This is a genomic window from Geitlerinema calcuttense NRMC-F 0142 (assembly GCF_030285425.1).
Genome location: NZ_JASVEJ010000002.1, coordinates 25,278 through 49,655 on the forward strand (window position 1 = coordinate 25,278; position 24,378 = coordinate 49,655).

A 24,378-nucleotide genomic window follows, 5' to 3' on the forward strand; every position below is an offset into this window, starting at 1 on the left:
AAGCAAAATAATGTAACGTCTATCGCTGTCCCCAGAACAAATAGGATAGACTGAACTGTTCAAAAGATACCTGGCAAGCATTTCAAGCCCCTTGAGATCGACGATGAGAAAGCCACAGTCCGTCAAAGCCTTGGAAGAGTTAGGACGGGTGCAACTCTCCAAAAGTTTTTTTATGCGCGAGTTTCTGTATTCCGAAATCTCGCAAATTGAAGGTATTCCCAATATCCCAGACGATCCTGAATTGGCGATCGCCGCCGGAAAAAATCTCTGCGAGAAGGTACTAGAACCGATCCAAGACGCACTCGGACGTATTACCATCCGTTCTGCTTATCGTTCTTGTGCAGTCAACGCCAAAGGAGCAGAGGATCAGAACCAATATAACTGTGCCAGCAACGAGTCAAACTACGCAGCACATATTTGGGATATGAAAGATGCCGCAGGATACATGGGAGCAACCACCTGTATTATTGTGACCTCATTTATCCCCTATTACGATCGCACTAAAGACTGGACGGCGCTGGCTTGGTGGATACACGATCGCATTGATGCCTATACTAAGATGACTTTTTTCCCCAAATATGCCGCGTTTAATATTCGTTGGAGCGAGAACCCGAAGCTTTCAAAAACAATCTATAGTTATGCTGAGAATCCACATACGCGTAAGAATAAGGGATATTTGACTAAAGAAGGAATGGATAACTTTACAGGTTCACACGAACAGTTTTATCGAGAATTTATTGAATCAATAAATATTTAAGTGCTGTGACGGCAATATGAGGAGGAATAGATGAAACCTATTATTCATAAAGGGCAATTAACGACCTGGAAAGATGATAGAGGTTTTGGCTTCATCAAACCGGATAAGGGTGGAAAAGAAGTTTTCCTACATATCAGTGCTTTGAAAGGAGCAGCACGCCGCCCAAAAGTTGGGGATACCATTTTGTATGAACAAGTTGCTGAACCCAATGGGAAAGTGCGTGCCGTTGGAGCCTCAATTCAAGGCGTTTCACCTCAGCCTTTGCCAACTCAACGAAAACGTAAAAAGCGCAATCTATCCGAAACTTTTATTGGGATTGGGATTGTGACTGTTATTGTATTTGTGATGACTGAGTTTAGCAATAGGGATTCTCCTCCTCTAATTACATCTATTACAAAACCCGGATGTATTATCAAAGGTAATATCTCCATTAATTTAGGCAATAAAATTTATCATCTTCCGGGAATGGAAGATTACGAATCAACTCTTATCAATCTATCGAAAGGAGAGAAATGGTTTTGTTCAGAGTCGGAGGCGATCGCAAGCGGTTGGCGCAAAGCACCCAGATAGCGATCGCCTTAACTATCCCCTAAGCAACAAGCGTCACAGTTCCACTATCAAGATCGTAGCGACCGCCTACAATCCTTAACTGACCCGATTGTACGCGCTCGGTAAGCAGTTGCGATCGCTTTAACTGTTCCATCTGATAGCGGACATTCGCAGTTACCGCATTATCCACAAGATCCCCTGACAAACCCTTAACCTGTTCCACCGCAGGCAGAATCGGCTTCACAAACGCACCAATCGCCCCAGGAAGAGGCTCATTTTGCACCGCCGCAGTCACGGCACCGCAGCGCTCGTGACCGAGTACCATTAAAACTGGAGTGCCTAACAACACGACAGCATATTCAATACTCCCCAGTGCTTCAGGCGTCGCAATATTTCCAGCAATCCGCACATCAAAAATATCGCCAATCCCTTGATCGAAAACAATCTCCGCCGGAACTCGCGAATCTGCACAGCTTAAAACTGTGGCAAAGGGATGTTGTGCCTGTGCTACTTCCAACAGCCGCGCCTCCGATTGATCGGGATATTCTGGATGATGCTGCACAAACCGCTGATTTCCCTCTAGTAACTTTTGTAAAGCCTCATCTGGACTGAGAGAGGAAGCACCGGACAGATCGGCCGCTTGCGCCTGTTCCACTTGCCACAAAAGGCTGCTTGCTGCAATACCAAAGGCACCCATCGAGCCAAATCTAAAAAAATCGCGACGACCAATAAAACCTGTTCTATAACCCATACTCGATTCTCCAGAAAAAATGGAGAATTAAAAATGCAAAATTAAAAAATCAAAGCAAAACGTTAAGCTTAACTTTCTAATTCCTAATTTTTAATTCTCCTCACCTCATAGCGATGCGATACATTTAACAGAGCGGATTTCCATTACATCTGAGATGTAACAGGTTCCTCCAAACTTATTCAACAAAGGACGAACGTTCTCTACCACGCTTTTGAGTTGATCGGGCATACAGAAGGCGATGATATAAACGTTATCCAGCATGGTCATATCTAAATCTTCAGTGCCTTCTCGCAATCCTTGTCCGGCAACATTGCGAATCACCGCATGACCGTGGACGCCCGATTTATTTAAACTATCCAAAATCTTGCTGAGTTCAAACGAGTTGGCAATGATTTCGATTCTTTTGACAAGATGCATGGGATTACCTCCACAACAGGTTGATTCCGTACATATAAAGCGGGATTCCCACAATGATGTTGAACGGGAATGTGACTGCTAGGGCTGTTGAAACGTAAAGGCTGGGGTTTGCTTCAGGTACCGTCATCCGCATCGCAGCCGGAACTGCAATGTAGGAAGCGCTGGCACAGAGAACGGAGAATAAGAGTGCATCTCCTTGAGGCATATTGATGAATCTAGCGATCGCTAATCCAATGCCTGCGTTGACTATAGGAATCAGTATGGCAAACGAGATCAGAAAAAGTCCTGTTTTTTGCAAGTCTTTAATTCTTCTGGCCGCAACCAGTCCCATATCCAACAAAAAGAAGGTGAGAACGCCATAGAACATCCCCTGGGTAAAGGGTTCTAAGACTTGCCAACCATGCTCTCCCGTCAACATCCCGATCAGCAGGCTGCCAACCAGTAGGAAGACGGAACTGTTAAGAAATGCTTCTTGCAGCACTTCAGACCACGCAAATTCTCGCTTTTCATCGACGGTAAATAGATTGACCAGTATTAGACCGACAATGATGGCAGGAGATTCCATTAGCGCCAGTGCTGCAACCATGTAGCCATCAAAATCAATGTTCAGTTCCGTCAGAAATGCGCTTGCGGTAATGAAGGTGACGGCGCTGATCGAGCCATAGGTAGCTGCGATCGCGGCAGCATCGTAGGTATCGAGCTTCAGTTTAAGAATAAAGAAAGTGTACAGCGGGACGACACAAGCCATAATCGTCGCCGCCAGGAGCGTTAGAACCACTTCCTGGGTGACACCACTTTTAGTCAGTTCTACCCCTCCTTTAAACCCAATCGCAAGTAGCAGATACAGCGAGAAGAGTTTGGGAATCGGCGCGGGAATTTCTAAGTCAGATTTGACAAGAACCGCCGTCATCCCCAAAAAGAAAAACAGAATGGGTGGGTTTAGGATATTGGACACAATCAAGCTGGCATCCATGTCCATCCCTCCTGAGACTGACAAAGCTGAAAGTTAAAAAAACTTTGCATTGTGTAGATACTGATGTAACGGTTGAATCATGATGTATCGCGTTCTGTCACCCTCTGTCAATCAGATAGTGTAGTATCCCAAGAATCGTTCAATATGAGTTGGGTCAACAATTGTGAATGAGTAGTCAGGGCAATTAATTGTTTGCTTCTACGAACCTTCAGCAACGTGTATTACAGTTTAAGGTGCGAAGGACTTTAAGATATCATTAAATTTCATCATAAAACCCAGACATAAAGATCATGCTAGGGGGGGGTTTTATTCAGATGTGAGATAATCATCCAATGACCAAAGTAACGTCGGTTCATTGTGCTAAAGCTATCAGTTAAAGTTATCAGTCAAAACTCAGAACGCAAGGAGGACGAGGAGAAATAACGCTCCTAGCGTAGGAAGATTGCTCATGTTTGGAGGCAAAGAAACTCTCCAAAAACCCTTCCAAGAAAGCATCTCTGCTGGAATGTTCTGCTTAATAGTCCACAGTCCAAGTTAAGACCTCTTAAGGAGACGACATGAAACTTTTAACCATTGACACCAAAAGCAACTGCTACGTTATTGACTCCAACGAAATGAACCACCTGCAACAAAATGTTGCTAGTTCTTTTACTTTAGAAAAAGGCACTTTTGATATCAAAATAGCCAGCGGTCGCTATGGTTTTGCTGAAAGCAAAACTGAAGGCGAACCCTTGGTTGTGCTTTGGATATATGGGGTTGATGGTATAACCTTTATCAACAAAAACACAGGTTTTGAAACAGGAGCAACTTGGGCAACCTTAAACGGATATAACGAAAAATTACAGCTAGAGGTCAAAGAAAAAGCGGTTCTTTGTGCTTTATTCTTTGATGTAAATAATACTGATAATCAAGGATCTGTTGACCTTTTAATTACCAGCAACAAGCCATTCTTCAATCCTCAAACCCTAACAGTTGACAGCAAGAAAAATTGTTATGTCCTCGATCAACAAAATATATCTAGTCTGAAACAATTAAATTCCAATTTTGTTGAACTAAAACCAGGAAACTACAAGATAAAAATTCGTGAAAGTAATGCTACTTATTGGTCTTCTGAGGAGAAGTTTCAATTAGAACCTTGGGCTTTGCTATGGATTAAAGATGGAAAATTCGTCTCTAATTTTACAGGTCTTGAAGTTGAAGAAACTTGGTGTTCGCTCAACGGTTTACAAGACGAATTCATTTTAGAAGTCAAAGAAAAAATCACTATTTTAGGATTTTTCTTTGATACCTACAAAGAAGATAACCAAGGACAGGTCGTTCTAGAAATTAACTCAGTGAGTAAGGCTGTAGTAGAGGAAGGCTACGAAAAACTGCCAGAACAGCCAGTAACGTCAGGCGTGAATGAAGGCAATGTTACTGTTGTAAGCACGGGTAGTGGAAGTAGCAGTGGAGGGACAGGTTTTGCTACCAGTGGTGGCGGTGCTAGCTTCAGTGGAAGTAGCAGTGGCGGAACAGGTTTTGCTACCAGTGGTGGCGGTGCTAGCTTCAGTGGAAGTAGCAGTGGCGGCGCTAGCTTCAGCAGCGAGAATGATGTTAGCTTCACTTTCAATCAAGAACAGATGGAACGGATGTGGCAAGAGCTAGCACCCAGGTTTGAAAGCTCAATCACCATAACCGATCAAAAAGACGAAAATAAACAAGCCTACTGGGAAGGTCTTGAAAAATCGATCCTCAAAGGCTATCAAAGTCAAGCTAAACAACTTGCCATGCAAGTAGCACGACTTGAGTTCATGATGAAGACGCTCATCCAACAGACGGAGGTGAATTTTAACCAAAGCTTCCAAGGTTGGTCTGGTTACTTTAATAAAAATCTCAATGACCTGTTTATTACTCGAATTCCCCGAATCGTTAATGACCAGGTGCATCTAGCAATTACCGAGCAAACCCAAGAAATTAAAAGCTTGGTGATTCAACAGATCCAAACAGAACTCAATGAGCGGGTTGAGTCTGTGGTTAATCTGAAAATCACTAATCAAGCTCAAGAAATTAAGGCTTCAGTCATTCAGCAAATGCAAACAGAACTGGAGCAGCGCATTGAAAATGTCGTCAATGTCAAAATTGCGAATCAAGCTCAAGAGATTAACACATCTGTCATTAGCCAGATCTCAACTGACATTGACCAGCGTATTGATAATGCCGTTCAACTCAAAATTGACAATCAATCTCAACAGATCGTCAATCAAGTCATTCAGCAGATCCAAAACGACATCGATCAGCGCGTTGATAATGTCGTAACCCTAAAAATTTCCGATCAAACCCAGAATGTTAAAAATCTGGTGATTCAGCAAATGCAAACCTACATCGATCAACGGATTGACAATGTAGTTAACCTCAAAATTGCGAATCAAGCCCAAGAGATTAACACATCTGTAGTTCACCAGATCCAAAGTAGCATCGATCAGCGTATTGAGGCAGTAGTTAATCTCAAAATTGCGAATCACACTCCGAACATTAAGAGCCAGGTTGTTCAACAGATTGAAGCGGATTTCGATCAACGCATCAAGTCTGTCGTTAACCAATCTACAGGTAACAGCGTTCAGTTAGTGGTTAACAATGTCACGAACGAGCTTGATAATCGCATCAATGTCAGCTTAGACAATAAAATTGTCAACTTCCGCAATGAAGTCTCTACGCTCGTCAAGAATGAGGTGAACCAAAACTTCACAGAATCTCTCAAAACCACGATTCTATCAGACATCAAAAAACAGCAGTTCTACGTTGATATGCAATCAATCAAAGCTGAGGTGGAGAACTTCTACGCCCGCTTAGGACAGTTTGAGAGTCAGTTATACTTCCGGATTGAACAGGGTGATACCCAACTGTATAATTGGACGCTCGAACAACTGATCGCCCTTCAAGGTTGCTTAACCGATCGCCAAGCTCTGGTTGAGATGTTTGAGTTCTTTGCGAGTAACCTTAAAGACCAACTGAATGGTGCTGAATGCGTTAGTCCTACTCGGTTCACCCCTTGGGTAAGAAGAACTTCGCAAGCACAACTTGAGTCTATGCAATCTCAGCAACTGCCAAACGCTTAATTATTTTGGCGATCGCATCTTTCCACCTTCTGTGGAAGGAAGCCGCTCAGTAAAGTACAGATTGTTTGTAGGGGCGCGCGGCTGTGCGCCCTTGTTTATGGCATTAACTCGAAAACGACTGTAAGAGCTGATTCGCCAAGTAAGTTTTAAGATACCTGTATTCCTTGTGTGACAATAGTTTTAGATTCTGGGGCTTTTCGTTAGGTTTTTTATGAAAGCCTTGCCAGAAAGGGGATTCAACGACTTAAGAGATTAGCTCCTAACTCTTTATGTAGTCTATTTCTTAGGTATCGCTTGATCTCCAAGTTTAGCTGTTCTGAAATATTGGTTTATAATAAAGATCTAAAAAAATATAGTGTACTTTATAAAAAGTATCCAGAGTTAGGTTGGATAGAGAAATACGCTTTGTCTGAACAAGGACATATTGTTACAGAACTAACAGGATTGTTAGGCTGTTTAAAAGGATTAGACTTCTTTTGGACTTACGAAGCTAACATCGATTTGTATACTACCTTCATAACAGCAGGTATTCCAGTAATTTCAATAATTCGACTTCAAAACGAATCAAAACATACTGTTGTTATAGTTGGATTCGATCAGTCTGAATGCCTCTTGTTTGTTCACGATCCACTGGGTAATTATCATACTGATTACTCAGATTACAATGGTGCAAAGATCCCATTTACTTATGAACTTTTTCAGAATATAGGTATTGGAAATCCATTAAGTTTATTTTGTATAGCTACACCCCAATCAAGAAGTCAATGTATCCATTTTCTCCAAAAGATCAAGCATTTTTATTTCACAACAGAAGAAGTAATAGAATCATTACAGTTACCCTTGAGTTGAACGAATAAGCGAGTTGAACGAATAAGCTAATAAAAAGAGAGGCAAAGCGCCTCTCTTCTGAGTTTTAACCGACTCTACACTAAAGTCAGCCTAGCAATCTTGAAATTAGAATCTGCTGCTGTTGGGCTTGTGGATGATGAAGCTCAGAACTTGGCATTGCTTAATATTGTCGAAACCGACAACGCGAACATAGCAGTCGCGGTATTCAGAACGGCAAGCATCGACTTCGTTCATCACTTCTTTCACAGACTTAGCAGCAAACATCGGCAGCTTCCACATCGTCCAGTAGTGCATTTCCGGCTCAGAGGATTCGCTGAACTCTACTGCTGGGAAGAAGCCTTGATCCAGGATGTACTGGATTTGACGGGCCATTTGAGAGTCAGACAGAGGGGGCAAATAAGAAAGAGTTTCGTAGCGACGTTCTTTGGGCAGAGTTTTCATAGCGAAAATAATGGGGGTAAATAGGTGACATCAATTCGGTGCATTGGCTTAACCTTTCCCTAATCATTGGGGTCGGGTTCAGCTTGCGGCTCTGAATGAGCATCAAAGTCAGGGACATTCAGTTGCGTCACCCGCTCCAAATACTGACGGCGGTGCGAAATATTGGCTTGTTGAATCTCCGTCCGTACCATCTCTGGTAAGTAGTCTGCAACTTCTTGCGCTAAATGGTCGCGGACGGTCATGACCCGAAAAGCAAGCTCTTGATTCTCCTTCAGCAAGGCTTGGAGGTACGCTTCTCCATCTTGGATTTTGTCAGCGCCCGAAAAGCTGTTGAACCAATAGGCTAAAGGCGGATTGGTTTCACTAAGCTGAGAGAAGATGATTTGCACAGCCTGGTAAGTTATATAACTTGCCAGTACACGGGTCGTGTTTTTCGCAACTTTTTTGATATCCATGTCCTGACCAAGCGGGAGTAAGAGTTTTGAGCGGTCAAGTTTTGTTTATCCAAGACTCTACACTCAAAACTCTGCTCGGAATGTTAGAGAGTATCCATTGCTTTGAACTCGAACTTGATTTCTTTCCAGAGTTCGCAAGCAACAGCTAGTTCAGGACTCCACTTACAAGCTTCGCGAATGACATCGCCACCTTCACGCATGAGGTCGCGGCCTTCGTTACGCGCTTGAACGCAAGCTTCCAGAGCAACGCGGTTAGCGGTTGCACCGGGAGCATTACCCCAGGGGTGTCCGAGGGTACCGCCACCGAATTGCAGAACAGAGTCGTCGCCGAAGATGTCAACCAACGCAGGCATGTGCCATACGTGGATACCGCCGGATGCGACAGGCATTACACCAGGCATGGAAGCCCAGTCTTGGGTGAAGTAAATACCGCGAGAACGATCGAGTTCGATGTAGTCTTCGCGCATTAGATCGACGAAGCCCATCGTGATTTCGCGTTCGCCTTCGAGTTTACCCACAACGGTACCGGAGTGCAGGTGGTCGCCACCAGACATCCGCAGGGTTTTGGCTAATACGCGGAAGTGAATCCCGTGGTTCTTTTGACGGTCGATAACGGCGTGCATTGCGCGGTGGATGTGCAACAGGATACCGTTGTCGCGGCACCAACGAGCGAGGGTGGTGTTTGCAGTGAAACCACCAGTCAGGTAGTCATGCATGATGATCGGCATTCCGAGTTCTTTAGCGAACTCAGCGCGTTTCATCATTTCTTCGCAGGTCGGAGCAGTCACGTTGAGGTAGTGACCTTTGATTTCGCCGGTTTCAGCTTGGGCTTTGTGGATGGCTTCTGCTACGAACAGGAAGCGATCGCGCCAGCGTTGGAACGGCTGAGAGTTAATGTTTTCGTCGTCTTTGGTGAAGTCCAAACCGCCGCGCAGACATTCGTAAACGGCACGACCGTAGTTCTTCGCAGACAGACCGAGTTTGGGCTTAATGGTACAACCCAGCAGAGGACGACCGTACTTGTTCAGTTTGTCGCGCTCAACTTGAATCCCGTGGGGAGGCCCTTGGAAGGTCTTCAGGTAAGCAACCGGAATCCGCAAATCTTCCAAGCGCAGTGCTTTCAGGGCTTTGAAACCAAACACGTTACCTACGATGGAGGTTAACATGTTGGTAACAGAACCTTCTTCAAACAGATCCAAGGGGTAAGCAACGTAGCAGATGTACTGGTTGTCTTCCCCAGGAACGGGTTCGATATCGTAGCAACGACCTTTGTAGCGGTCAAGGTCGGTGAGTAGGTCGGTCCACACGGTGGTCCAGGTACCTGTAGAAGATTCAGCGGCTACTGCTGCGCCTGCTTCTTCTGGAGGGACGCCGGGTTGGGGCGATACCCGGAAAGCGGCCAAAATATCAGTATCTTTGGGTGTGTAATCCGGAGTGTAGTACGTTAGCTTATAATCTTTTACCCCGGCCTGATACCCACTTTTACTCTGAGTTTGGGTTTGAGCGTAAGACATGAAATCCCTTCCTAGGACCTACTATTTATTAATGCCAACTGGCAAGCTGCTTAAGAATATATCAAGATTTCGATAAGATAAACTTTAAATCTACTTCTTTTGATAATAAACATTACTTATGTTTACGGGGTTTTGTATGTTTCGCAACAACATTGACAAAAGTCCCCTTTTGCTCTTCTTAAAGACGAGATAATCTAACTCAGATCTTGCACCGCTGCCAGAAACCAGGTTTCTTGCCAATTGCTCAAAACCCTTAATTTTGAGTCGAGAAACCCGGTTTCTAAGGTCTTACTCAGGATGGGGCAAGATCTGAGGCGACTTGGTTTGGTCTGCCAAAATTCCTGAGCTAATCCCTTGACGATTGTGTAGTATGTATGTAGTATATAAATGTGGCACGCAGGCAAGCGCCTTAACGCCCAAGATTGAACCTTGACAACTGAATCGCTGATTATTGGTTGTTTTTCGCAGTCCAGCTTCTAGAGGAGAGGCGATCGCTCTTGAGAGCGTGGTGTAACCGGACAACACGCCAGTCTACGAAACTGGAGACTTGGGGGTTCAAGTCCCTCCGCTCTCGTCAGAACATCGTTATCCCCCGGTAGCTCAGTGGGTCAGAGCGCTTGATTGAAAATCAAGAGGTCGTCAGTTCAATACTGACCTGGGGGGCTGCGTTGCCTCATAGCTCAATGGCAGAGCAAGCGGCTGTTAACCGCGAGGTTGTAGGTTCAAGTCCTACTGGGGCAGTTAATGGGAAGTACGCAAATTGGCAAAGCGACTCGAATTTGGATCGAGTGTTTGAGGGTTCAAGTCCTTCCTTCCCAGTTAATGCTCCTGTGGCGGAATTGGCAGACTTAAAATCTGTTTTTGTGTGGGTACCGCTTCGCACCAAGCAAGCTACGACCCCCACTAGGAGTATTGTTTTACCCGAATAATTTAGAGAAACTTATCGAGGAGGTGAGGTCGATGACTCAAATGACAGTGACGGATGCTTTGGCAGAATTAACCTTATTGGAAAAGCGAATTAACTCAGCCAGAACAGCTTTAGATAACAATGGCTTAATTACTGTGATTGAAGTGGGTAAGGTTCCCACCGGCTTTCGCTCTAGAGACGAGTATCAAACTCAAGCCAGAGCGGCATTACAACGGGTTGATGCTCTAATTGCTCGGCGACGCACGATTAAACGGGCGATTGTTTTATCGAACGCAGCGACAAGAGTTTCCATTGCAGGTCAAGAACTGACGGTTGCTGAAGCGATTGAAATGAAGAACTTCATCGCGTACTACGAGAGCGTTTTGAACACCATGCAATCGGCTTATACTCGCGCTCGTCGCGATTATGACATAGCTCAAGCGAAGGTGAAAGAACGCCTTGACAAGTTAGCAATGGAAGTCTTGGGTAAGAATGCGGCTTCTGAGAAGTATCAGTCTTTGGCGGATAGCTTCTTGGCGCGTGAGGGGGTTGAACTGTTAGACCCTACCCACCTAGCTGAGGAAATCGAAAGACGGCAAGCGTTTATTGAAGAGTTTAAATCAACGTGCGATCGCATTCTCTCGATTAGCAATGCTCGCACGATGATTGAAATCCCAGATTAAAATAGGCTTGCTGGTCGCTCGAAAATCTCTAAATTTATGGTTTTGATGGATAGCTCAAGGGGTAGAGCGCATGATCTCCAATCATGAGTTGTTGGTTCGATTCCAACTCCATCAGCCATACACCTCAAAGCTTAACGCTCAACGCTTAACGCTCAAATCTCAAGCCTCAAAGATTAGACCATCAACTCTCAAACCTTAAACTTTAAAGGTCGATTAAATCCAGGGCGTTGGTTATAGGTTCCATAAAACCTTGAGGTTTCCACCTGGCTGAGCGGTCAGCATTCTCATTACTTCTTTGTATCTTTTTTCACTAAACAGAATGAAGCGAATTGCGATCGCGCAAGATACATTAAACATCCTCAAAGCAGGATACTACCAATCTTCGAGTGGCGAACGAGTGGAGATTACCTCAGCGTTGAGGGGGTGTCTGGAGGGAACGCAATATTACGAACCTGAGCAACTCTCAACGATCCAAAATCAAGTGCTTGCTGAACCGGGTGAATTCTCTAAGCCTAAGTTTGAAGTCAAAAATGAAACAACCTTAGAAGGAGCCGAACGACTTGCTAAATTACGACAGTTTAAAAGAATAGGCGTTCTCAACTTCGCCTCGGCGAAAAATGCAGGGGGTGGCTTCCTCAATGGCGCTCAAGCTCAAGAAGAGAGTTTAGCTCGGACTTCAGCATTGTACCCTAGTTTACTGAAATGTCCTGCTTATTATGAGTTTCATCGGCAAGCGCGATCGCTCCTATATAGTGATCGCATCATCTACTCGCCCAACTGTCCCGTTTTTCGCAAAGATGACGGAACATTGCTAGAGCGACCCTATCAAGTTGATTTTATTACCAGCCCTGCCCCCAATGCAGGTGCTATTCGCAAAAGTCAACCCCAAGAAGTCCCCAAAATTCCTGAAACTCTTTATCAGCGTGGAGCCAAGGTTCTCAGTTTAGCCGCTTATCATCAATGCGATGCTCTGGTTTTGGGTGCTTGGGGATGCGGGGTTTTTAGAAACGATCCAGCCTTAGTTGCTCAAATGTTTGAAGATTATCTCTTACCAAAGGGTCAATTTTGGGGAAAGTTCAAAAGCATTCTCTTTTCTGTACTGGACACCCGCTCAAATCTAAAAATCATTACAGAATTTCAAGCTAGATTTTCTTAATTCTTAAGGAGGCGATTAAAAATGAAGTTTTTTCTGGTTTTTTCTTAACTCTTTCTCGAAGATTCGCAGCTTGCGTGACCTAACCGTTAGAGCATACATACTTGAGTACGAGAGGAAAAGTAACGCTGTTCAAATGCAGCGGGCGCTTGAGAAATGGGAGTGCGAAGAACCCGATAGGTGGGCTTAGAGGTAGCCATCCTTTAAAGAGTGTGTAACAACTCATCGGCGGAGTCCCCAAAGTAACTGAGAAAGCGCAACAAGCTCTAGAAAACTTGCACGCAAGCTCGAATCTTCTTTGAATAAATCTGTAAATTCTATATCTTAAAACATGACAATATATTTTTACACTACTCGCGAAGAACCCTATGGTTGCTTTTCTAATTTTTCTCAACATGGTTTACAGCTAGACGGACAGTGGTGGTCAACCAGCGAGCATTATTTTCAAGCTCAGAAGTTTATTGAAACTGACCCCGCTTGGTACCAGGCAATTCGCGAAGCCAAAACCCCAAAGCAAGCCGCAACAATGGGACGCAGCCGAGAACATCCCATTCGTTCAGACTGGGAACAGGTGAAAGATGAGTTAATGCAAAAAGCAGTTTTAAAGAAATTTGAAACCCATACCGATATCCGCGCCATTTTGCTATCCACAGGTAACGAACCCATTGTAGAAAATGCTCCAGGAGATTATTACTGGGGCTGCGGGAAAGATGGCAGCGGCAAGAATAAATTAGGAGAAATTTTAATGGCGGTGCGCGATATTTTGCGCCAAGAGTCCGCTTAGTTAAATATGGGGTTATAGCTCAGATGGCTAGAGCGCTAGTCTTGCAAACTAGAGGACATGGGTTCAAGTCCCATTAACTCCATTATGGTGTCTGAAGTCGAAGCGGTCGAGACGCTAGCCTGTGAAGCTGGTTATTAGCGGGTTCAAGCCCCGTCAGACACCCTTAAGGAAGATGCCGCCGAGTGGACGGCAAACGGTCTTGAAAACCGTGGTGCGGCAGCAGTCGCAGGGGTTCGATCCCTCCATCTTCCTTTAACCACCAGAGGCCGAAAAGTGAGGCACCGTGCTGATAACGCGGCGACAGGAGGGGCAGTACCTCCCTGGTGGATTTTTCAGCCATCTTGACATAGCAGTTAGAATTTTGAGCTTTGCATCAGTGAGAGACTACTGTAGGCGCATCATACTAGGAGTTAAACGACATTAGGCATAGGGGCAAAGATTACCTAATACTGCAATTGAAATTCCTAATATCTCGTCTAGACCGAATAGTAATACTGAAGTCCCTATTGCACGAATTGCCCAATCTAATCTAGTGGCTTTTTTATCTCGAATATCGTTTAAAACTAGCAGCGTTTCTTTTTCTAGATACTGTATTAATGCAGTCATATAGTCTTCCTCGCTTGCTTGATTCCACTCATCAGCAAGCAATTGCTGAGGGAGAACGATCTTTCCACCACTTGCAGGTGATAGACCCCAAAGCCCGGTAGCAATAGCAACAATAATGAGAGTATATGCAAATAGCTTGAGGAGATAACAAGTAGGACAAAGAGATTCAGAATTGATACATTTAATTGTCACGGAGTATCCAGGTAAATCTTTACCAAAATTGACCAAGACTCCACTAAGGGTTAAAACTACAGCAAGCTTTGTGTTGATTTTATCAATGCTTTCATTTACAACTTTAATGGAGCTTAAGGTATACTCATAGGTAAGTCTAATGTTAGACATTGGTGAAGTTACTCAAAATGACGAACAAATCCCAAAATCCAAATCTGGTTAATAATGAAAGTCAAGAGAAACCCTCAGTTTCTTCAACTCCGGAAAAAAAATTACCTAAGATCGATCCTTCTAAGACTATAAATTACAGGCAAGATGGTGCCGATCGCAAGCAAAAAAGAGAGCGGAGTAATTAGCTTTGGGAGAACTTGCGATCGTACATCCACTTGTACTAATAAAATTTTGAGAGATTTACTAAGTATTCTTACTAATTATGCGATCGCACTCACCCTTTTCTATCCGCTTCACAATAGAGCCTTGACGATACAGGTGCGAGTTCGATCGGATACTCTGATAGAATCTCGCTAATGATTGTATGCCAGGGCAAATGGATATTTCTCCAGTGTGTGTAGAAGATTTCCCGCGTGTAGTGGAAGTGTGGGAAGCTTCTGTTCGGGCAACTCATCTTTTTTTGAAGGAATCTGATATTGAGTTCTTTAAGCCACTGGTGCGCGATGCGCTTCCCCATGTCAAAGATCTAGTTTGCGTGCGCGATCGCGAAAATCAGGTAGTTGGCTTTGTTGGTGTGGTAGAAAATAAAGTAGAAATGCTGTTTGTGCATCCTCTTTATAGGAAACAGGGTGTTGGGCGACGGCTGCTAGAGTATGCCATTGAAACTCTAGGTGCTACAAAAGTGGATGTCAACGCACAGAATGAACAGGCGCTTGGGTTTTATCTACGCATGGGGTTTGAAGTCGAAGGACGTTCGGAAGGTGACGGGATGGGAAAGCCGTTTCCCCTGTTACATCTACGACTAGGTAACTTGACTGAGCCAAGTGGTTTTGATTAATGCGATCGCCCCCTTTCTAATAAGATAAATATACCCTAGTTAATAATCAGGATTACTCTCATGATTACTTTGCGAGGTCAGTTGAAACCAGAGGATTATATTAAGGCGCAGTATTTACATTTACGGCCGAGTCCTCGTCTGATGAAGATTGGTGGTGCGATCGCAGCGTTCTTTCTTTTTATCTCTTTCCTCCTGTATCCCTTAGAAATTGTCTTTAGTTGGATTGTTACTCTAATTATTTTATTCTTAATTTATGCTGCGGTTTTGTTTTTTATATTTCCTTGGCAAGCGCGGCGGATTTTTTCTCAACAGAAGTCCCTTCAAGGGGAATTTGAAATTATTATTTTTCCCGAAAGGATTGAAGTTACTTCTGTACAAGGAAATTTAAGGATGCAGTTAGCTGATTTTCATAAATATAAAGTTAGTAAAGATATGATTTTGCTGTATCATTCTCAAGCAATGTTTAATCTATTTCCGCGTCGCTTCTTTGCCTCAGATGCAGAGTTTAAGACGTTTATTGCTTATCTTAAAACGAATTTGAATAAGTAAAGCGATCGCACTCTTTTTGCTAGTTCTTAGAAAGTGCGATCGCTCTCCCAAAATCAACGACTGAGCGTATTTTCTTGCTCAACAGCTTGCTGTTCGCTGCGGAGAGCAATTCGCTTATAATTCAATAAGCCAAAACCAATCCAGAACGCGAGTAACAGCGTTGTTAAAATCAGAATAGGGATGGGGCCAAACTGACGAATCAGAGGTGGCGCGGCGGCCGTAAATAACCCACCTCCCACAATGGGTTCAAAGAAGAGTTGCTTGTAAGCAAAACTTTCAAAAGCGCCTGTACGGTTATCGGGATCGACCATGCGAATTAGCAAAATCCCCGTAGCCGTTACACCCATTGATTGACCTAAATCGCCAATTCCCCGTTCAAACCAATAGGTGGGTAATAAACGCGGGCCCAGATAAAGGAATGCCCAGACATTCCAGATAATTCCAGCAAGGGATAGAGTCAGGAAAACACCTAGATTCGCCCCTAGAATGGTCAGGTTAATAGAAGCTAAAGCAGTAACAACGACCACATCTAAAGCAACTCCAGCAATCCGTTCTTGCAATCGCCGAATAATTAGCGGGGCAAGTCCTAAACGTTCCATCACCAGTTGTACAACCAAGCCCCCAATTAACGCCATTGGGAATAAGGGAACGTAGCGAATTAATTCAAAGCCTGCGGCCCCCCAAGTTACCGATTCAATGAATCTTAGGACTTGGAGAATCAGCCAACCAATGACAATAGCAGCGCCCACAAATCCGAAGTTTAACGATAGCGGATCGATTAACAGATTTTCCATTAATCGCATTCTCGCCAACCGCGTATCCCGGTCTTCAACGTGCCGTTCTTCGTAGAGGGCGGGGTCTGTAGGTTCTACGCTAACTGTCTGAACGTAACCTTTTCGGCGTCCCCAGTCTGCCAAAATAATCCCGGAAACCACGCCGGAAACAATCCCCACGGTAGCTAACCCTAATGCTAAATCTGGGCCGGCTTCAAAACCCAATTCCCGAAAAGTATCGCCCATTCCGGCGGCGGTTCCATGTCCGCCTTCAAAGGCAATTTCAATTAAAGCCCCAGCGATGGGGTCTACTTGAAATAGGGGAACTAAGACGAGAAGGGCCAGGAGTAAACCCACCACATATTGACCCCAGGCTAGGCTTTGACCAAAGGCAACTTGGGGGGCGGCTTTGCGCCAAATATCGCGGGGATGGGGGATGGTTTCGCCAATGAACAGGGCGGCAAATACAATGTTAATAAAGACGCCCGGAGATTGCGACCAAACGGTGCGCGTGGCTTCCGGGAAAAGACCTGTTGCGAGGAAGGTTTCATCGCCGCCAACCGTTCGGGCGATCGCACCCACAACCCCAGGCCCTAAAATGAGAGCAATGAAGCCTGCAATAATCGATTCGGGTAAGTACAGTTTTTGAAACAGCGGGACTTTTTGTTTCACTAGCCGACCCAACAGCAATAATAGGGCGACTAAAATAAAGGCAAATAAAACATCAATCAATTCAAGCAATTCAAGCATCGGTTCTTATCCCCAGTATTTAACCAAAGTCAGGGTTCGTTTTTGCCTATTGTGTATGAGAGATGAGAATGGAAAATCTAGCCGATGAATTCATCGACGGTTTAACTCATACTATAGGGTTGTTCTGCGCTTAAATAATTCCGGCTCTTTTATCGGTTTAATAGAATCTAAGCCAGTTTTATCTTGAACCAAGTTTGTTAATAAAGGCGTAGCGATCGTTACTATAGGGTAATAACACCTGAGCGAGTTTCTCAACATCTATCTATTGATAGATGCAAGGCTAGCAATTTTTAATCCAAACAATTCTTTACAGATCGCGTAACAACAGACGCGAGGGAGAATTCCCCCCCGAACCCACACTCAGGGTCATAATTTGAGCATCAATAAAACGAGTTTCTCTAAAAGTTGCCCCCGTTCCCGGATTAACAGGATAAGCCGGAAAACAAGCCGCACTTAAGCTTAAACGCAGAGCATGACCTTTGGCAATCTGCATATAAGTCGGTTGCAGGGAAATGCGAACCGGAGACTGAGAATTATCAACTCGGATATACCCTTGGGTGAAGTTAAACACCCGACCATCCGGGCGGACTTCCGAAAGAACGGCGCACAAATCGTAACTGGGGGTATCGGCTTGACAATAGACCTCAACGACCATTTCCCCAATTAACGTTAAGGGTTCCGTTAACTGCACGGTCGTATAAGTTAGCACATCCGAACGACAGTCAATACTGGCGCGATCGCCAGGCCCAGAAGGGGCGCTAGCATGACCCCCCATCGCCGGAACCGGACGCCAAGGATCGTGAACCAACGTGTCAATAACCTCCTGAGAAGAAGACGCCGTTCCTAACAAGCCCTCCCGCTCATCAATGCCCGCTAAACCCGTACTAGAGAGATAATAGGATTGGGGTTGAGGTGAAGGAAAGCGAGAGTGCGATCGCCATTGATTCGATCCCATCTCAAACAACGCCACCTTGGGCATTTCCAACTCCGGCCGATCCCATTGCTTCAAAAATCGATTGAACCAATTCATCTGAATTTGATCCACCGGACTCGCCGCATCTGCCCCAAAATCCATCATTCCCACCTTGCGGCCCCACGGTAAATGCCCCCAAGGACCAACCACCAAATGCTGTAGATACGCACTCCGGGCCGCCATTTCTCGATACAGGCGCAGCGTTCCCCGCATAAACGTATCGAACCAACCGCCAATATGCAACATTGGCAAATCCACCCCCTGCAAATTGGGAGACAGCTTTTGCCAATACTCATCCGGTTGGTGATGTTCTATCCATTCATAATAATGGGGCGCATATTTTCGCAGAGTTTCATCTAGGCGCGGATCGTTCTCGTAGAATGGAAGATTGCGCGAGGCATTGTAGAGGAGGCGAAAGGCGATCGCATCTTGTCGCAACCGCGCCGTTTCCGCCGCCAATTGGATCGCCCAGCCATAATTAGCGTATAAACAGAAAGCCCCCCCTTCATAGGCCCAATCTGCATATAAATCGTAACCGACCATCGCCGGACAGACCGTTTTCAAAGCCGCAGGTTTCCCCGACGCCGCGTAGAGTTGCGTCATTCCCTGATAGGAAAACCCATACATTCCCACTTCACCCGTACTTCCTGGCAACTTCGCCGCCCAATTCACCGTATCGACGCCATCTTCTACCTCATGGGCGAATAGCCTAAACTCCCCCTGAGAGGTTCCCCGCCCCCGCACATCCTGAATCACCACAATATAACCGTGGGCTGCATACCAGCTTGGATGGGCATAAACCACCGTCGAGGCAATTTTGCGCCCGTAGGGTTGGCGCATCAACAGAACCGGAAACTCGCCTTCCGCCTCTGGGCGATAGATATCCGCATCTAGACGAATACCATCGCGAGTCGTCATCGATGCAGTTTCGGGCGGGAGAACATTCAGCATGGAATTGCGGTCAACTCGAACATCTAATACGGTACCAGAACGTCCGACCGCCTTAACACGCGCAGATCTTCTTCATCCAATTCCACAGGCGTTCCGCTGCGGATCAATTCTGCAAAATCTTCATTGGGAATCATAATACACAAGGCATAAAGGCGGTCTTGACCTGTATTTTCAATCACATGGGTTCCCGTCGGCGGAACCAACAGGCTATCTCCGGCTTGGATGCGAACGCTTTTACCATCGCAGGTGGCTAACCCCTCACCTTTGAGGACAAAAAACATTTCCACCGCTAGCTGGTGGCGGTTGGGGGGTGTTTTTCCACCAATATCAAAGATTTCCACGCAGTAGGTTAAAGAAAAATCTGTGGTACTCGGATCGAAGACAATCGCCAAGCGGTTGGTATCGTTGGGGCTAATACGATAGGCTTGATAGTCTGTAGGCGACTTGATCACCGGAATCACGCAGCGAGTTTCTTCCATAGGTTCATCCGTTAGCGAGGGATTAGGGAATTTAGGCGATCGCTTCCACAATAGCCTGGAAATCGCAGACAAAACCAAAACACTGGTTGACGTTATATAAAGTAGCCTGCCAGCAAAACTCCGGTGAGGTAGTTGCGGTAAACTCTCTAACCAAAATGCAGTCATACCCCAGAAAGTTCGCATCTTGCAAAGTCGCCATCACGCATTGATCCGCATTAACGCCCCCAAAAAATAGCGTCGTTTTGCCTAGATTCCGCAAAATACTATCAAGCGCCGTATCCCAAAAACCGCTCATTCTGTACTTATCAACGCGAATATCCTCCGGGAGTTGTTCGAGTTCATCGACTACCGCCGCCGCCCAACTTCCCGCCATCAGCACAGGGGCGTTATTCTTGGGTAACGGATCGCCCAAACCAATGCCTGTACCCGTGGGGTTATAAACATGGCGCAAACCCGCGCTAATATTGAGCAAGTCAGGACGGTTGCCCCAGTTAATCCAAATAATGGGAACGCCCGCCGCCCGAAACAGGGGTAAGGCTTTTTGTAAAGGGGCAATGGGTTTCCTTGCTGGAGTAACATCTACGCCAATATGCGCCAGCCAGCCATCAGGATGACAGAAGTCGTTTTGCATATCAATAATAATTAAGGCGGCTTTAGCTAAGTCGAGGCGCAGGGTTTTGGTTTCGGCCTGCAACTCTACGGTTTTAGGCGTCAGCGGGGGACGGGTGATATCTGCGATTTTTTCATCAACTCCCCAAGCATTAGGAGGGGTTCCGAGGGGGTGTAAAGTTCGGTCGATCATAGAGTTCGGTTAGTTGGGTTCTCACCTAGAGGGCCAGGATTAATCCTAAATTTATCGCCATCATGAAAGGGTGGATAAAGCTTAAATTTTCGTTGAGAATCTAGAGAGGAAAAGTTAGCGTGACTACAGCAACCGTACTTCGCCAAACGCAGTTATTAAATCGTCTCGTCTTGGATCTCAAAACGGCTGAAGAGTTAGGACAGGTAGAACGGCTGTGGATCGATCCCACTCTGCATCAAATTGTCGGGGTTGTCTGCAAGTCCGGTTTATTTGGCGGTAAAAAATATACATTTGGCTGGACGCAGATTAGTGCAATTGGCGATAGCGTCATTGTGGATCGCGATCGCGAACTCGATCCCAATCAACCCCTTCCCCAAGAAAGCCTCATCGGCCATGAAATCTGGACAGATACCGGAAATAAAGCCGGTGGGGTGGTAGACTACCTGTTTAATCCCCAAACTGGCGAAATTCTTTATTATATGTATACTTCTAGCGGCTGGGCGGGGGTTATGGGCAGCAAGTATATCTTAGCCCCAACCGAAATTACTAGTTTGGGTAGCAAGCGCCTGATTGCTCAGAATGCAGCGATTCAAAATAGTATTTCCCATCGGGATGCAATTCAGCAAAATCTGATTCAAGTGAAGCTACTCCCCGACGAACAGCGCGAACAAGAAGAGATCGCTGCTCTAGAAGGGGATGTACAATCATTTTTCGATCGAGGAAAAGCGATCGCCGATCAAGTCGCCAAACGCGCCAAGGAAACCGCCGAAGGTGTCACCGAAAAGGCTAAAGAACAATACATCCAACTTCGGGCGGAATTAGAAGCCGCCGAACAAACCGAAACCCCCACCCATCCCCCAGTCATTATCGATATTGATGAAGACTCAGTAGAAGTCCTCCCCCTCACTCCCCCAGAGGTCGAAATTATCGAAACTCAAACGACACCTTTCCCAGAAAAAGCTGAATAAACAAAGCAGCCGGGTTTCTCATAACACAGACTGCGATCGCTCGTTAGAAACCCGGTTTGTAGGCGATTAAGATTATGCAGAATAAGTTAGCTATGCTAACCCCATTAATTCTGACTGGTGTAATTATTCCCCTCTGTTTTCCAGTCTTAGCCTGGTGAAGGCAACTCAATTTTAAAGGCATTGCAGCTACTTGAGTAAGCGGACAAATCCCGCTTGCTCAAAATGTTGGTCAGTGGTTAGCGCTTCCTGAATTCTAAGTTGTTGCATGACTACAAAAGATGTGCAATCGACCAATGACCACGCTTTGTCTAATCGACTTTTACACAATTCCCACGCTAATGTGTCAATCTGACGATCGATGTGAATAATCTCAATATAATCTACAGTTTTAATAGCATCAATAATTTCAAAGATGCGGAAGCGGGGGACTCGAAGCGGACTATTTAATAATGCAACTAACTCAGTAATAACATAATTGGTTGTATAAATTCTTTTTCGCTGTTGAATGGCTAAACGAAAATTTTGCTCTGCTTGTAAGTAGAAAGGTTCATTGGCAATGAAGAGACTTGCCCAACCTGACGTATCCACAAACAGACTACTCATCCCCCTTTAGCTCTCGATAAAGCGCTTCTCCAATATAGGAATCATGGTTTTCTGCCAAGTCAGGAACATCAGTATTCAGAGATCCAAATAGTCGTATAAGAGGATCTGATTCTACAATTTGTTCTGAGTGTTCTTCCGTTAAAATCGCAAACTGCTGCGACAAAACTTGTAGCACAACTTCCTCTAAAGTTTTATTCAAGCGTTCTGCTTGGGCAGTGAGTACCTGCTCTAAATCGTCTGGGATATCAATTGTAAATGTTCTAGTCATATTGTGTTCTTTTGTAAGCGTTACCGAGCTTTGCCCCGCTGACAAACTTGAGAGAAAAAATATGGGCGATACTGGATTTGAACCAGTGACCTCTCCCGTGTGAAGGGAATGCGCTACCCCTGTGCCAATCGCCCGTAGATATACCATTATAGCATAGATCAATCGCCTTGAGGATACTCTTCCCACAATTGCGTGGTTTGTCGCAGGCTGCGATAGTCGCCGTTGCCTAAAATCAAATGGTCGAGGAGGGGAATACTTAGAATTTGTGCCCCACAGAGCAACTGTTGAGTCAGGCTAATATCTTCTGAGCTAGGTTCCACACTTCCTGAAGGGTGATTGTGAGCAATGATAGCGCGGGTTGCCCCTTGGCGAATGACCTCCCGGAAGATATCGCGGGGATGCGCTAAGGTTTCTGTCGCCGTACCAATAGTAATCACTTTTGTCCCCAGCAACCGATTTTTAACATCGAGTAGCACTACGGCAAATCGTTCTTGAACTTGCCACATTAACTCGTGACTCAAGGCGGCTGCTGCTGCACCGGGACTATCAATAAGAGTCCGTTCAGTCGGACGAACTTGAAAGACCCGCTTGCCTAACTCTATTGCTGCAAGGATAGTGGTTGCTTTGGCAGGGCCAACGCCGTGAATAGTAATTAATTCCTGGGGACTGACTTCGCGCAAGACTTCTAGAGGGTCGCGCTGATGTTGACCTAATTCTTGGAGAATGAATTGCCCTAAACCTACAGCGGAAAGTTTACCGGGGCCTTGACCTGTCCCTAGGAGAATCGCAATTAATTCGGCAGTAGATAGGTTTTTTGCTCCTTGTTCTAATAGACGTTCGCGGGGTCGCTCGCTAAAAGGAAGGTCGGCAATTCTGAGGCTATAAGTCATTGATGCTACCCACTGACGCGCAGATAAAGCTACCGCAACCGATAGAAGATTGAGGAGTTTGCACTAGCCTCTACCCTCAACCTGCGATCTAAATTCCCCAGATTCTAACAGTTTTGACTGAGGTTCGGGAATGGTTAAGGGAAAATTTTGCCGATCTTTTTAATACTAATCGTTCGTTAGAATTACTTACTGCTGAATGCGAGCCTCTTTGAGCATGTGGTAGGTAATCAGCAACTGGGTCATTGCAAGAGGATAGCTTTGCAAGGTTTCGCCAGTTGTTCCGACCACTTTTCCAATAACATCGTGTTCGGCTTCTAGGCTACAAAATTGACCGAGATAAGGGACTTCATTACAGAGGAGACGTTCGAGTTCGCGGACTTGCTCTTTAGTCGCGTGTCCATCGACTTCTAGAACATCGACGGGTTTACCCATGTCGCGGTCGAGTTCTAGGCGGATGGCGCTGCTGAGGTGAGTATTTTCGCTATTAATAATGCGGGTAAAGTCGGGGTGGGGAATGGTGGGCCGCAAGACTAAGCTGACGTTGAGTAAAAGGTCGCTTTGTTCGGGATGGTCTTGGGGAGGGTAGAAGCTGACAACAATATCAGACCATTGGCGCTGCGGTCGGATGAATTGTTCTGAGTCGGGTTCGCGGCCTTGAAGTTGTTTAATGACTTGTTCTTCGGTGTAGCCGCGCTTGCGGGTATCGCGTTTAATTTTCCATTGGGCGCGTAAGGTTTCTGGAGGGGCGAGGTAGACTTTAATATCGTAAGTATCTCTAGCGCCTCGCGTGGAATAACCGAGTAAGCCTTCAATAATGACAAATTGCCGGGGTTTGATATATTCGGGGGGGTCAAATTTCCCGGTGGAGTGGTTATAAATGGGTTTGAGAATGGGTTGACCCGTTCGCAGTAAGTTGAGATGTTGTTGGATGATGTCGAGATAGTTGCAGTCCGGATGAAGGGCAGAGATACCAAGTTCTGCACGTTGAGTGCGATCGTAGCGATGGTAATCGTCTGTACAGATAATGGTAACGTTATCTTCACCTAAAATTTGAGCAATCCCTCGCGATAGCGTGGTTTTTCCCGCAGCGCTGTCACCAACAATACCGAGGAGAATAGGGCGATTAGGCATAGTTTTGAATGGTTTTTGTGCAATAACCGGAGGCTTCACTCAGTTAATGACCGATGCCAACAACCCGACCTGAAATCAGCCCCTAGTAAGGTTTTACAATCTTACCATCAAAGCCCTCGCACTTGGG

25 protein-coding genes and 9 tRNA genes are annotated in these 24,378 nt (G+C 45.4%); 18 read left to right on the top strand and 16 right to left on the bottom strand.

The annotated features are described in order from the left end of the window. The first annotated feature begins 103 nt into the window (after nt 1-103). On the top strand, nt 104-757 hold the full coding sequence (locus QQ055_RS00450; protein ID WP_284476843.1) for a peptidase M15: 654 nt from the start codon (nt 104-106) through the stop codon (nt 755-757). A 30-nt stretch (nt 758-787) separates the two neighbouring features. Then, entirely contained in the window at nt 788-1,327 is a 540-nt protein-coding gene (locus tag QQ055_RS00455) for a cold shock domain-containing protein (protein ID WP_284476842.1), read from the top strand. A gap of 19 nt (nt 1,328-1,346) precedes the next feature. Here the strand turns inward: QQ055_RS00455 and QQ055_RS00460 are convergent, their stop codons facing one another. The 3 genes from QQ055_RS00460 to QQ055_RS00470 all read right to left on the bottom strand — a co-directional run bounded on the left by QQ055_RS00460 (nt 1,347) and on the right by QQ055_RS00470 (nt 3,447). Further along, on the bottom strand, nt 1,347-2,057 hold the full coding sequence (locus QQ055_RS00460; RefSeq protein ID WP_284476841.1) for a carbonic anhydrase: 711 nt from the start codon (nt 2,055-2,057) through the stop codon (nt 1,347-1,349). A gap of 105 nt (nt 2,058-2,162) precedes the next feature. Further along, entirely contained in the window at nt 2,163-2,474 is a 312-nt protein-coding gene (locus QQ055_RS00465) for a P-II family nitrogen regulator (protein ID WP_283359069.1), read from the bottom strand. A gap of 4 nt (nt 2,475-2,478) precedes the next feature. After that, nucleotides 2,479-3,447, bottom strand: coding sequence for a sodium-dependent bicarbonate transport family permease (locus QQ055_RS00470; protein ID WP_284476840.1), 969 nt, complete (start codon nt 3,445-3,447; stop codon nt 2,479-2,481). A 557-nt stretch (nt 3,448-4,004) separates the two neighbouring features. Between QQ055_RS00470 and QQ055_RS00475 the strand changes: the two genes are divergently transcribed. Beyond that, on the top strand, nt 4,005-6,542 hold the full coding sequence (locus tag QQ055_RS00475; RefSeq protein ID WP_284476839.1) for a hypothetical protein: 2,538 nt from the start codon (nt 4,005-4,007) through the stop codon (nt 6,540-6,542). Between the two features lie 324 nt (nt 6,543-6,866). Next, nucleotides 6,867-7,391: a C39 family peptidase gene (locus QQ055_RS00480; RefSeq protein WP_286004053.1), complete on the top strand. Its 525-nt coding sequence runs from the start codon at nt 6,867-6,869 to the stop codon at nt 7,389-7,391. Nucleotides 7,392-7,496: 105 nt separating this feature from the next. Here QQ055_RS00480 and QQ055_RS00485 read toward each other — a convergent pair whose 3' ends face one another. From QQ055_RS00485 to QQ055_RS00495, 3 genes are all read right to left on the bottom strand, one after another. After that, nucleotides 7,497-7,832, bottom strand: coding sequence for a ribulose bisphosphate carboxylase small subunit (locus QQ055_RS00485; RefSeq protein WP_071958184.1), 336 nt, complete (start codon nt 7,830-7,832; stop codon nt 7,497-7,499). Between the two features lie 59 nt (nt 7,833-7,891). Continuing rightward, complete coding sequence (gene rcbX, locus QQ055_RS00490; RefSeq protein WP_284476837.1) at nt 7,892-8,287, bottom strand: RuBisCO chaperone RbcX; 396 nt, start codon at nt 8,285-8,287, stop codon at nt 7,892-7,894. Between the two features lie 83 nt (nt 8,288-8,370). Continuing rightward, nucleotides 8,371-9,801 carry a form I ribulose bisphosphate carboxylase large subunit gene (locus QQ055_RS00495; RefSeq protein ID WP_069968890.1) on the bottom strand — a complete coding sequence of 477 codons (1,431 nt, stop codon included), beginning with the start codon at nt 9,799-9,801 and terminating at the stop codon, nt 8,371-8,373. Between the two features lie 499 nt (nt 9,802-10,300). Here QQ055_RS00495 and QQ055_RS00500 point away from each other — a divergent pair. The 11 genes from QQ055_RS00500 (at nt 10,301) to QQ055_RS00550 (ending at nt 13,581) form a co-directional block, all read left to right on the top strand. Beyond that, nucleotides 10,301-10,375, top strand: a tRNA-Arg gene (locus tag QQ055_RS00500). A gap of 15 nt (nt 10,376-10,390) precedes the next feature. Next, nucleotides 10,391-10,464, top strand: a tRNA-Phe gene (locus tag QQ055_RS00505). 6 nt (nt 10,465-10,470) lie between these two features. After that, nucleotides 10,471-10,542: transfer RNA gene (locus QQ055_RS00510), tRNA-Asn, on the top strand. A gap of 4 nt (nt 10,543-10,546) precedes the next feature. Then, a tRNA-Gln gene (locus QQ055_RS00515) sits at nt 10,547-10,620 on the top strand. A gap of 141 nt (nt 10,621-10,761) precedes the next feature. Then, on the top strand, nt 10,762-11,391 hold the full coding sequence (locus QQ055_RS00520) for a hypothetical protein (protein WP_283359061.1): 630 nt from the start codon (nt 10,762-10,764) through the stop codon (nt 11,389-11,391). 43 nt (nt 11,392-11,434) lie between these two features. Continuing rightward, nucleotides 11,435-11,509: transfer RNA gene (locus tag QQ055_RS00525), tRNA-Gly, on the top strand. Between the two features lie 201 nt (nt 11,510-11,710). Further along, the gene (locus tag QQ055_RS00530; protein ID WP_284476836.1) at nt 11,711-12,547 is read left to right on the top strand and encodes a TIGR02452 family protein; all 837 of its coding nucleotides are present in this window, start codon (nt 11,711-11,713) and stop codon (nt 12,545-12,547) included. Between the two features lie 328 nt (nt 12,548-12,875). Further along, nucleotides 12,876-13,328 (top strand): riboflavin biosynthesis intermediates N-glycosidase, encoded by a 453-nt coding sequence (ybiA, locus tag QQ055_RS00535; RefSeq protein ID WP_284476835.1) that lies wholly within the window; start codon nt 12,876-12,878, stop codon nt 13,326-13,328. A gap of 8 nt (nt 13,329-13,336) precedes the next feature. Continuing rightward, nucleotides 13,337-13,410 (top strand) — tRNA-Ala (locus tag QQ055_RS00540). 5 nt (nt 13,411-13,415) lie between these two features. Continuing rightward, nucleotides 13,416-13,490 (top strand) — tRNA-His (locus QQ055_RS00545). A gap of 4 nt (nt 13,491-13,494) precedes the next feature. Further along, nucleotides 13,495-13,581: transfer RNA gene (locus QQ055_RS00550), tRNA-OTHER, on the top strand. A gap of 167 nt (nt 13,582-13,748) precedes the next feature. Here the strand turns inward: QQ055_RS00550 and QQ055_RS00555 are convergent. Further along, on the bottom strand, nt 13,749-14,276 hold the full coding sequence (locus tag QQ055_RS00555) for a Pycsar system effector family protein (protein ID WP_283359058.1): 528 nt from the start codon (nt 14,274-14,276) through the stop codon (nt 13,749-13,751). A 376-nt stretch (nt 14,277-14,652) separates the two neighbouring features. Between QQ055_RS00555 and QQ055_RS00560 the strand changes: the two genes are divergently transcribed. Continuing rightward, the gene (locus QQ055_RS00560) at nt 14,653-15,114 is read left to right on the top strand and encodes a GNAT family N-acetyltransferase (RefSeq protein WP_284476834.1); all 462 of its coding nucleotides are present in this window, start codon (nt 14,653-14,655) and stop codon (nt 15,112-15,114) included. 60 nt (nt 15,115-15,174) lie between these two features. After that, nucleotides 15,175-15,663 carry a YcxB family protein gene (locus tag QQ055_RS00565; protein WP_284476833.1) on the top strand — a complete coding sequence of 163 codons (489 nt, stop codon included), beginning with the start codon at nt 15,175-15,177 and terminating at the stop codon, nt 15,661-15,663. 53 nt (nt 15,664-15,716) lie between these two features. On the opposite strand, the gene QQ055_RS00570 is transcribed toward QQ055_RS00565, so the two are convergent. The 4 genes from QQ055_RS00570 to QQ055_RS00585 all read right to left on the bottom strand — a co-directional run bounded on the left by QQ055_RS00570 (nt 15,717) and on the right by QQ055_RS00585 (nt 20,391). Beyond that, the gene (locus QQ055_RS00570) at nt 15,717-17,177 is read right to left on the bottom strand and encodes a sodium/glutamate symporter (protein ID WP_349775298.1); all 1,461 of its coding nucleotides are present in this window, start codon (nt 17,175-17,177) and stop codon (nt 15,717-15,719) included. 316 nt (nt 17,178-17,493) lie between these two features. Further along, a complete protein-coding gene (locus QQ055_RS00575; protein WP_286004054.1) occupies nt 17,494-19,110 on the bottom strand; it encodes a CocE/NonD family hydrolase in 1,617 nt (538 codons plus the stop codon). Nucleotides 19,111-19,133: 23 nt separating this feature from the next. Continuing rightward, complete coding sequence (locus QQ055_RS00580; protein ID WP_284476830.1) at nt 19,134-19,589, bottom strand: cupin domain-containing protein; 456 nt, start codon at nt 19,587-19,589, stop codon at nt 19,134-19,136. Nucleotides 19,590-19,620: 31 nt separating this feature from the next. Further along, nucleotides 19,621-20,391, bottom strand: coding sequence for a cysteine hydrolase family protein (locus tag QQ055_RS00585; protein ID WP_284476829.1), 771 nt, complete (start codon nt 20,389-20,391; stop codon nt 19,621-19,623). 119 nt (nt 20,392-20,510) lie between these two features. On the opposite strand from QQ055_RS00585, the gene QQ055_RS00590 reads away from it, so the two are divergent. Continuing rightward, on the top strand, nt 20,511-21,359 hold the full coding sequence (locus QQ055_RS00590; protein ID WP_284476828.1) for a PRC-barrel domain-containing protein: 849 nt from the start codon (nt 20,511-20,513) through the stop codon (nt 21,357-21,359). Between the two features lie 186 nt (nt 21,360-21,545). On the opposite strand, the gene QQ055_RS00595 is transcribed toward QQ055_RS00590, so the two are convergent. The 5 genes from QQ055_RS00595 to QQ055_RS00615 form a co-directional block, all read right to left on the bottom strand. Continuing rightward, the gene (locus tag QQ055_RS00595) at nt 21,546-21,962 is read right to left on the bottom strand and encodes a type II toxin-antitoxin system VapC family toxin (protein ID WP_284476827.1); all 417 of its coding nucleotides are present in this window, start codon (nt 21,960-21,962) and stop codon (nt 21,546-21,548) included. After that, nucleotides 21,955-22,230 carry a hypothetical protein gene (locus tag QQ055_RS00600; protein WP_284476826.1) on the bottom strand — a complete coding sequence of 92 codons (276 nt, stop codon included), beginning with the start codon at nt 22,228-22,230 and terminating at the stop codon, nt 21,955-21,957. Before QQ055_RS00600 ends, QQ055_RS00595 begins: the two co-directional genes overlap by 8 nt. 62 nt (nt 22,231-22,292) lie before the next feature. Then, nucleotides 22,293-22,364: transfer RNA gene (locus tag QQ055_RS00605), tRNA-Val, on the bottom strand. Between the two features lie 24 nt (nt 22,365-22,388). Continuing rightward, on the bottom strand, nt 22,389-23,120 hold the full coding sequence (radC, locus tag QQ055_RS00610; RefSeq protein WP_283359049.1) for a RadC family protein: 732 nt from the start codon (nt 23,118-23,120) through the stop codon (nt 22,389-22,391). A 186-nt stretch (nt 23,121-23,306) separates the two neighbouring features. Continuing rightward, on the bottom strand, nt 23,307-24,251 hold the full coding sequence (locus tag QQ055_RS00615; protein ID WP_283359048.1) for a phosphoribulokinase: 945 nt from the start codon (nt 24,249-24,251) through the stop codon (nt 23,307-23,309). Between the last annotated feature and the right edge of the window lie 127 nt (nt 24,252-24,378).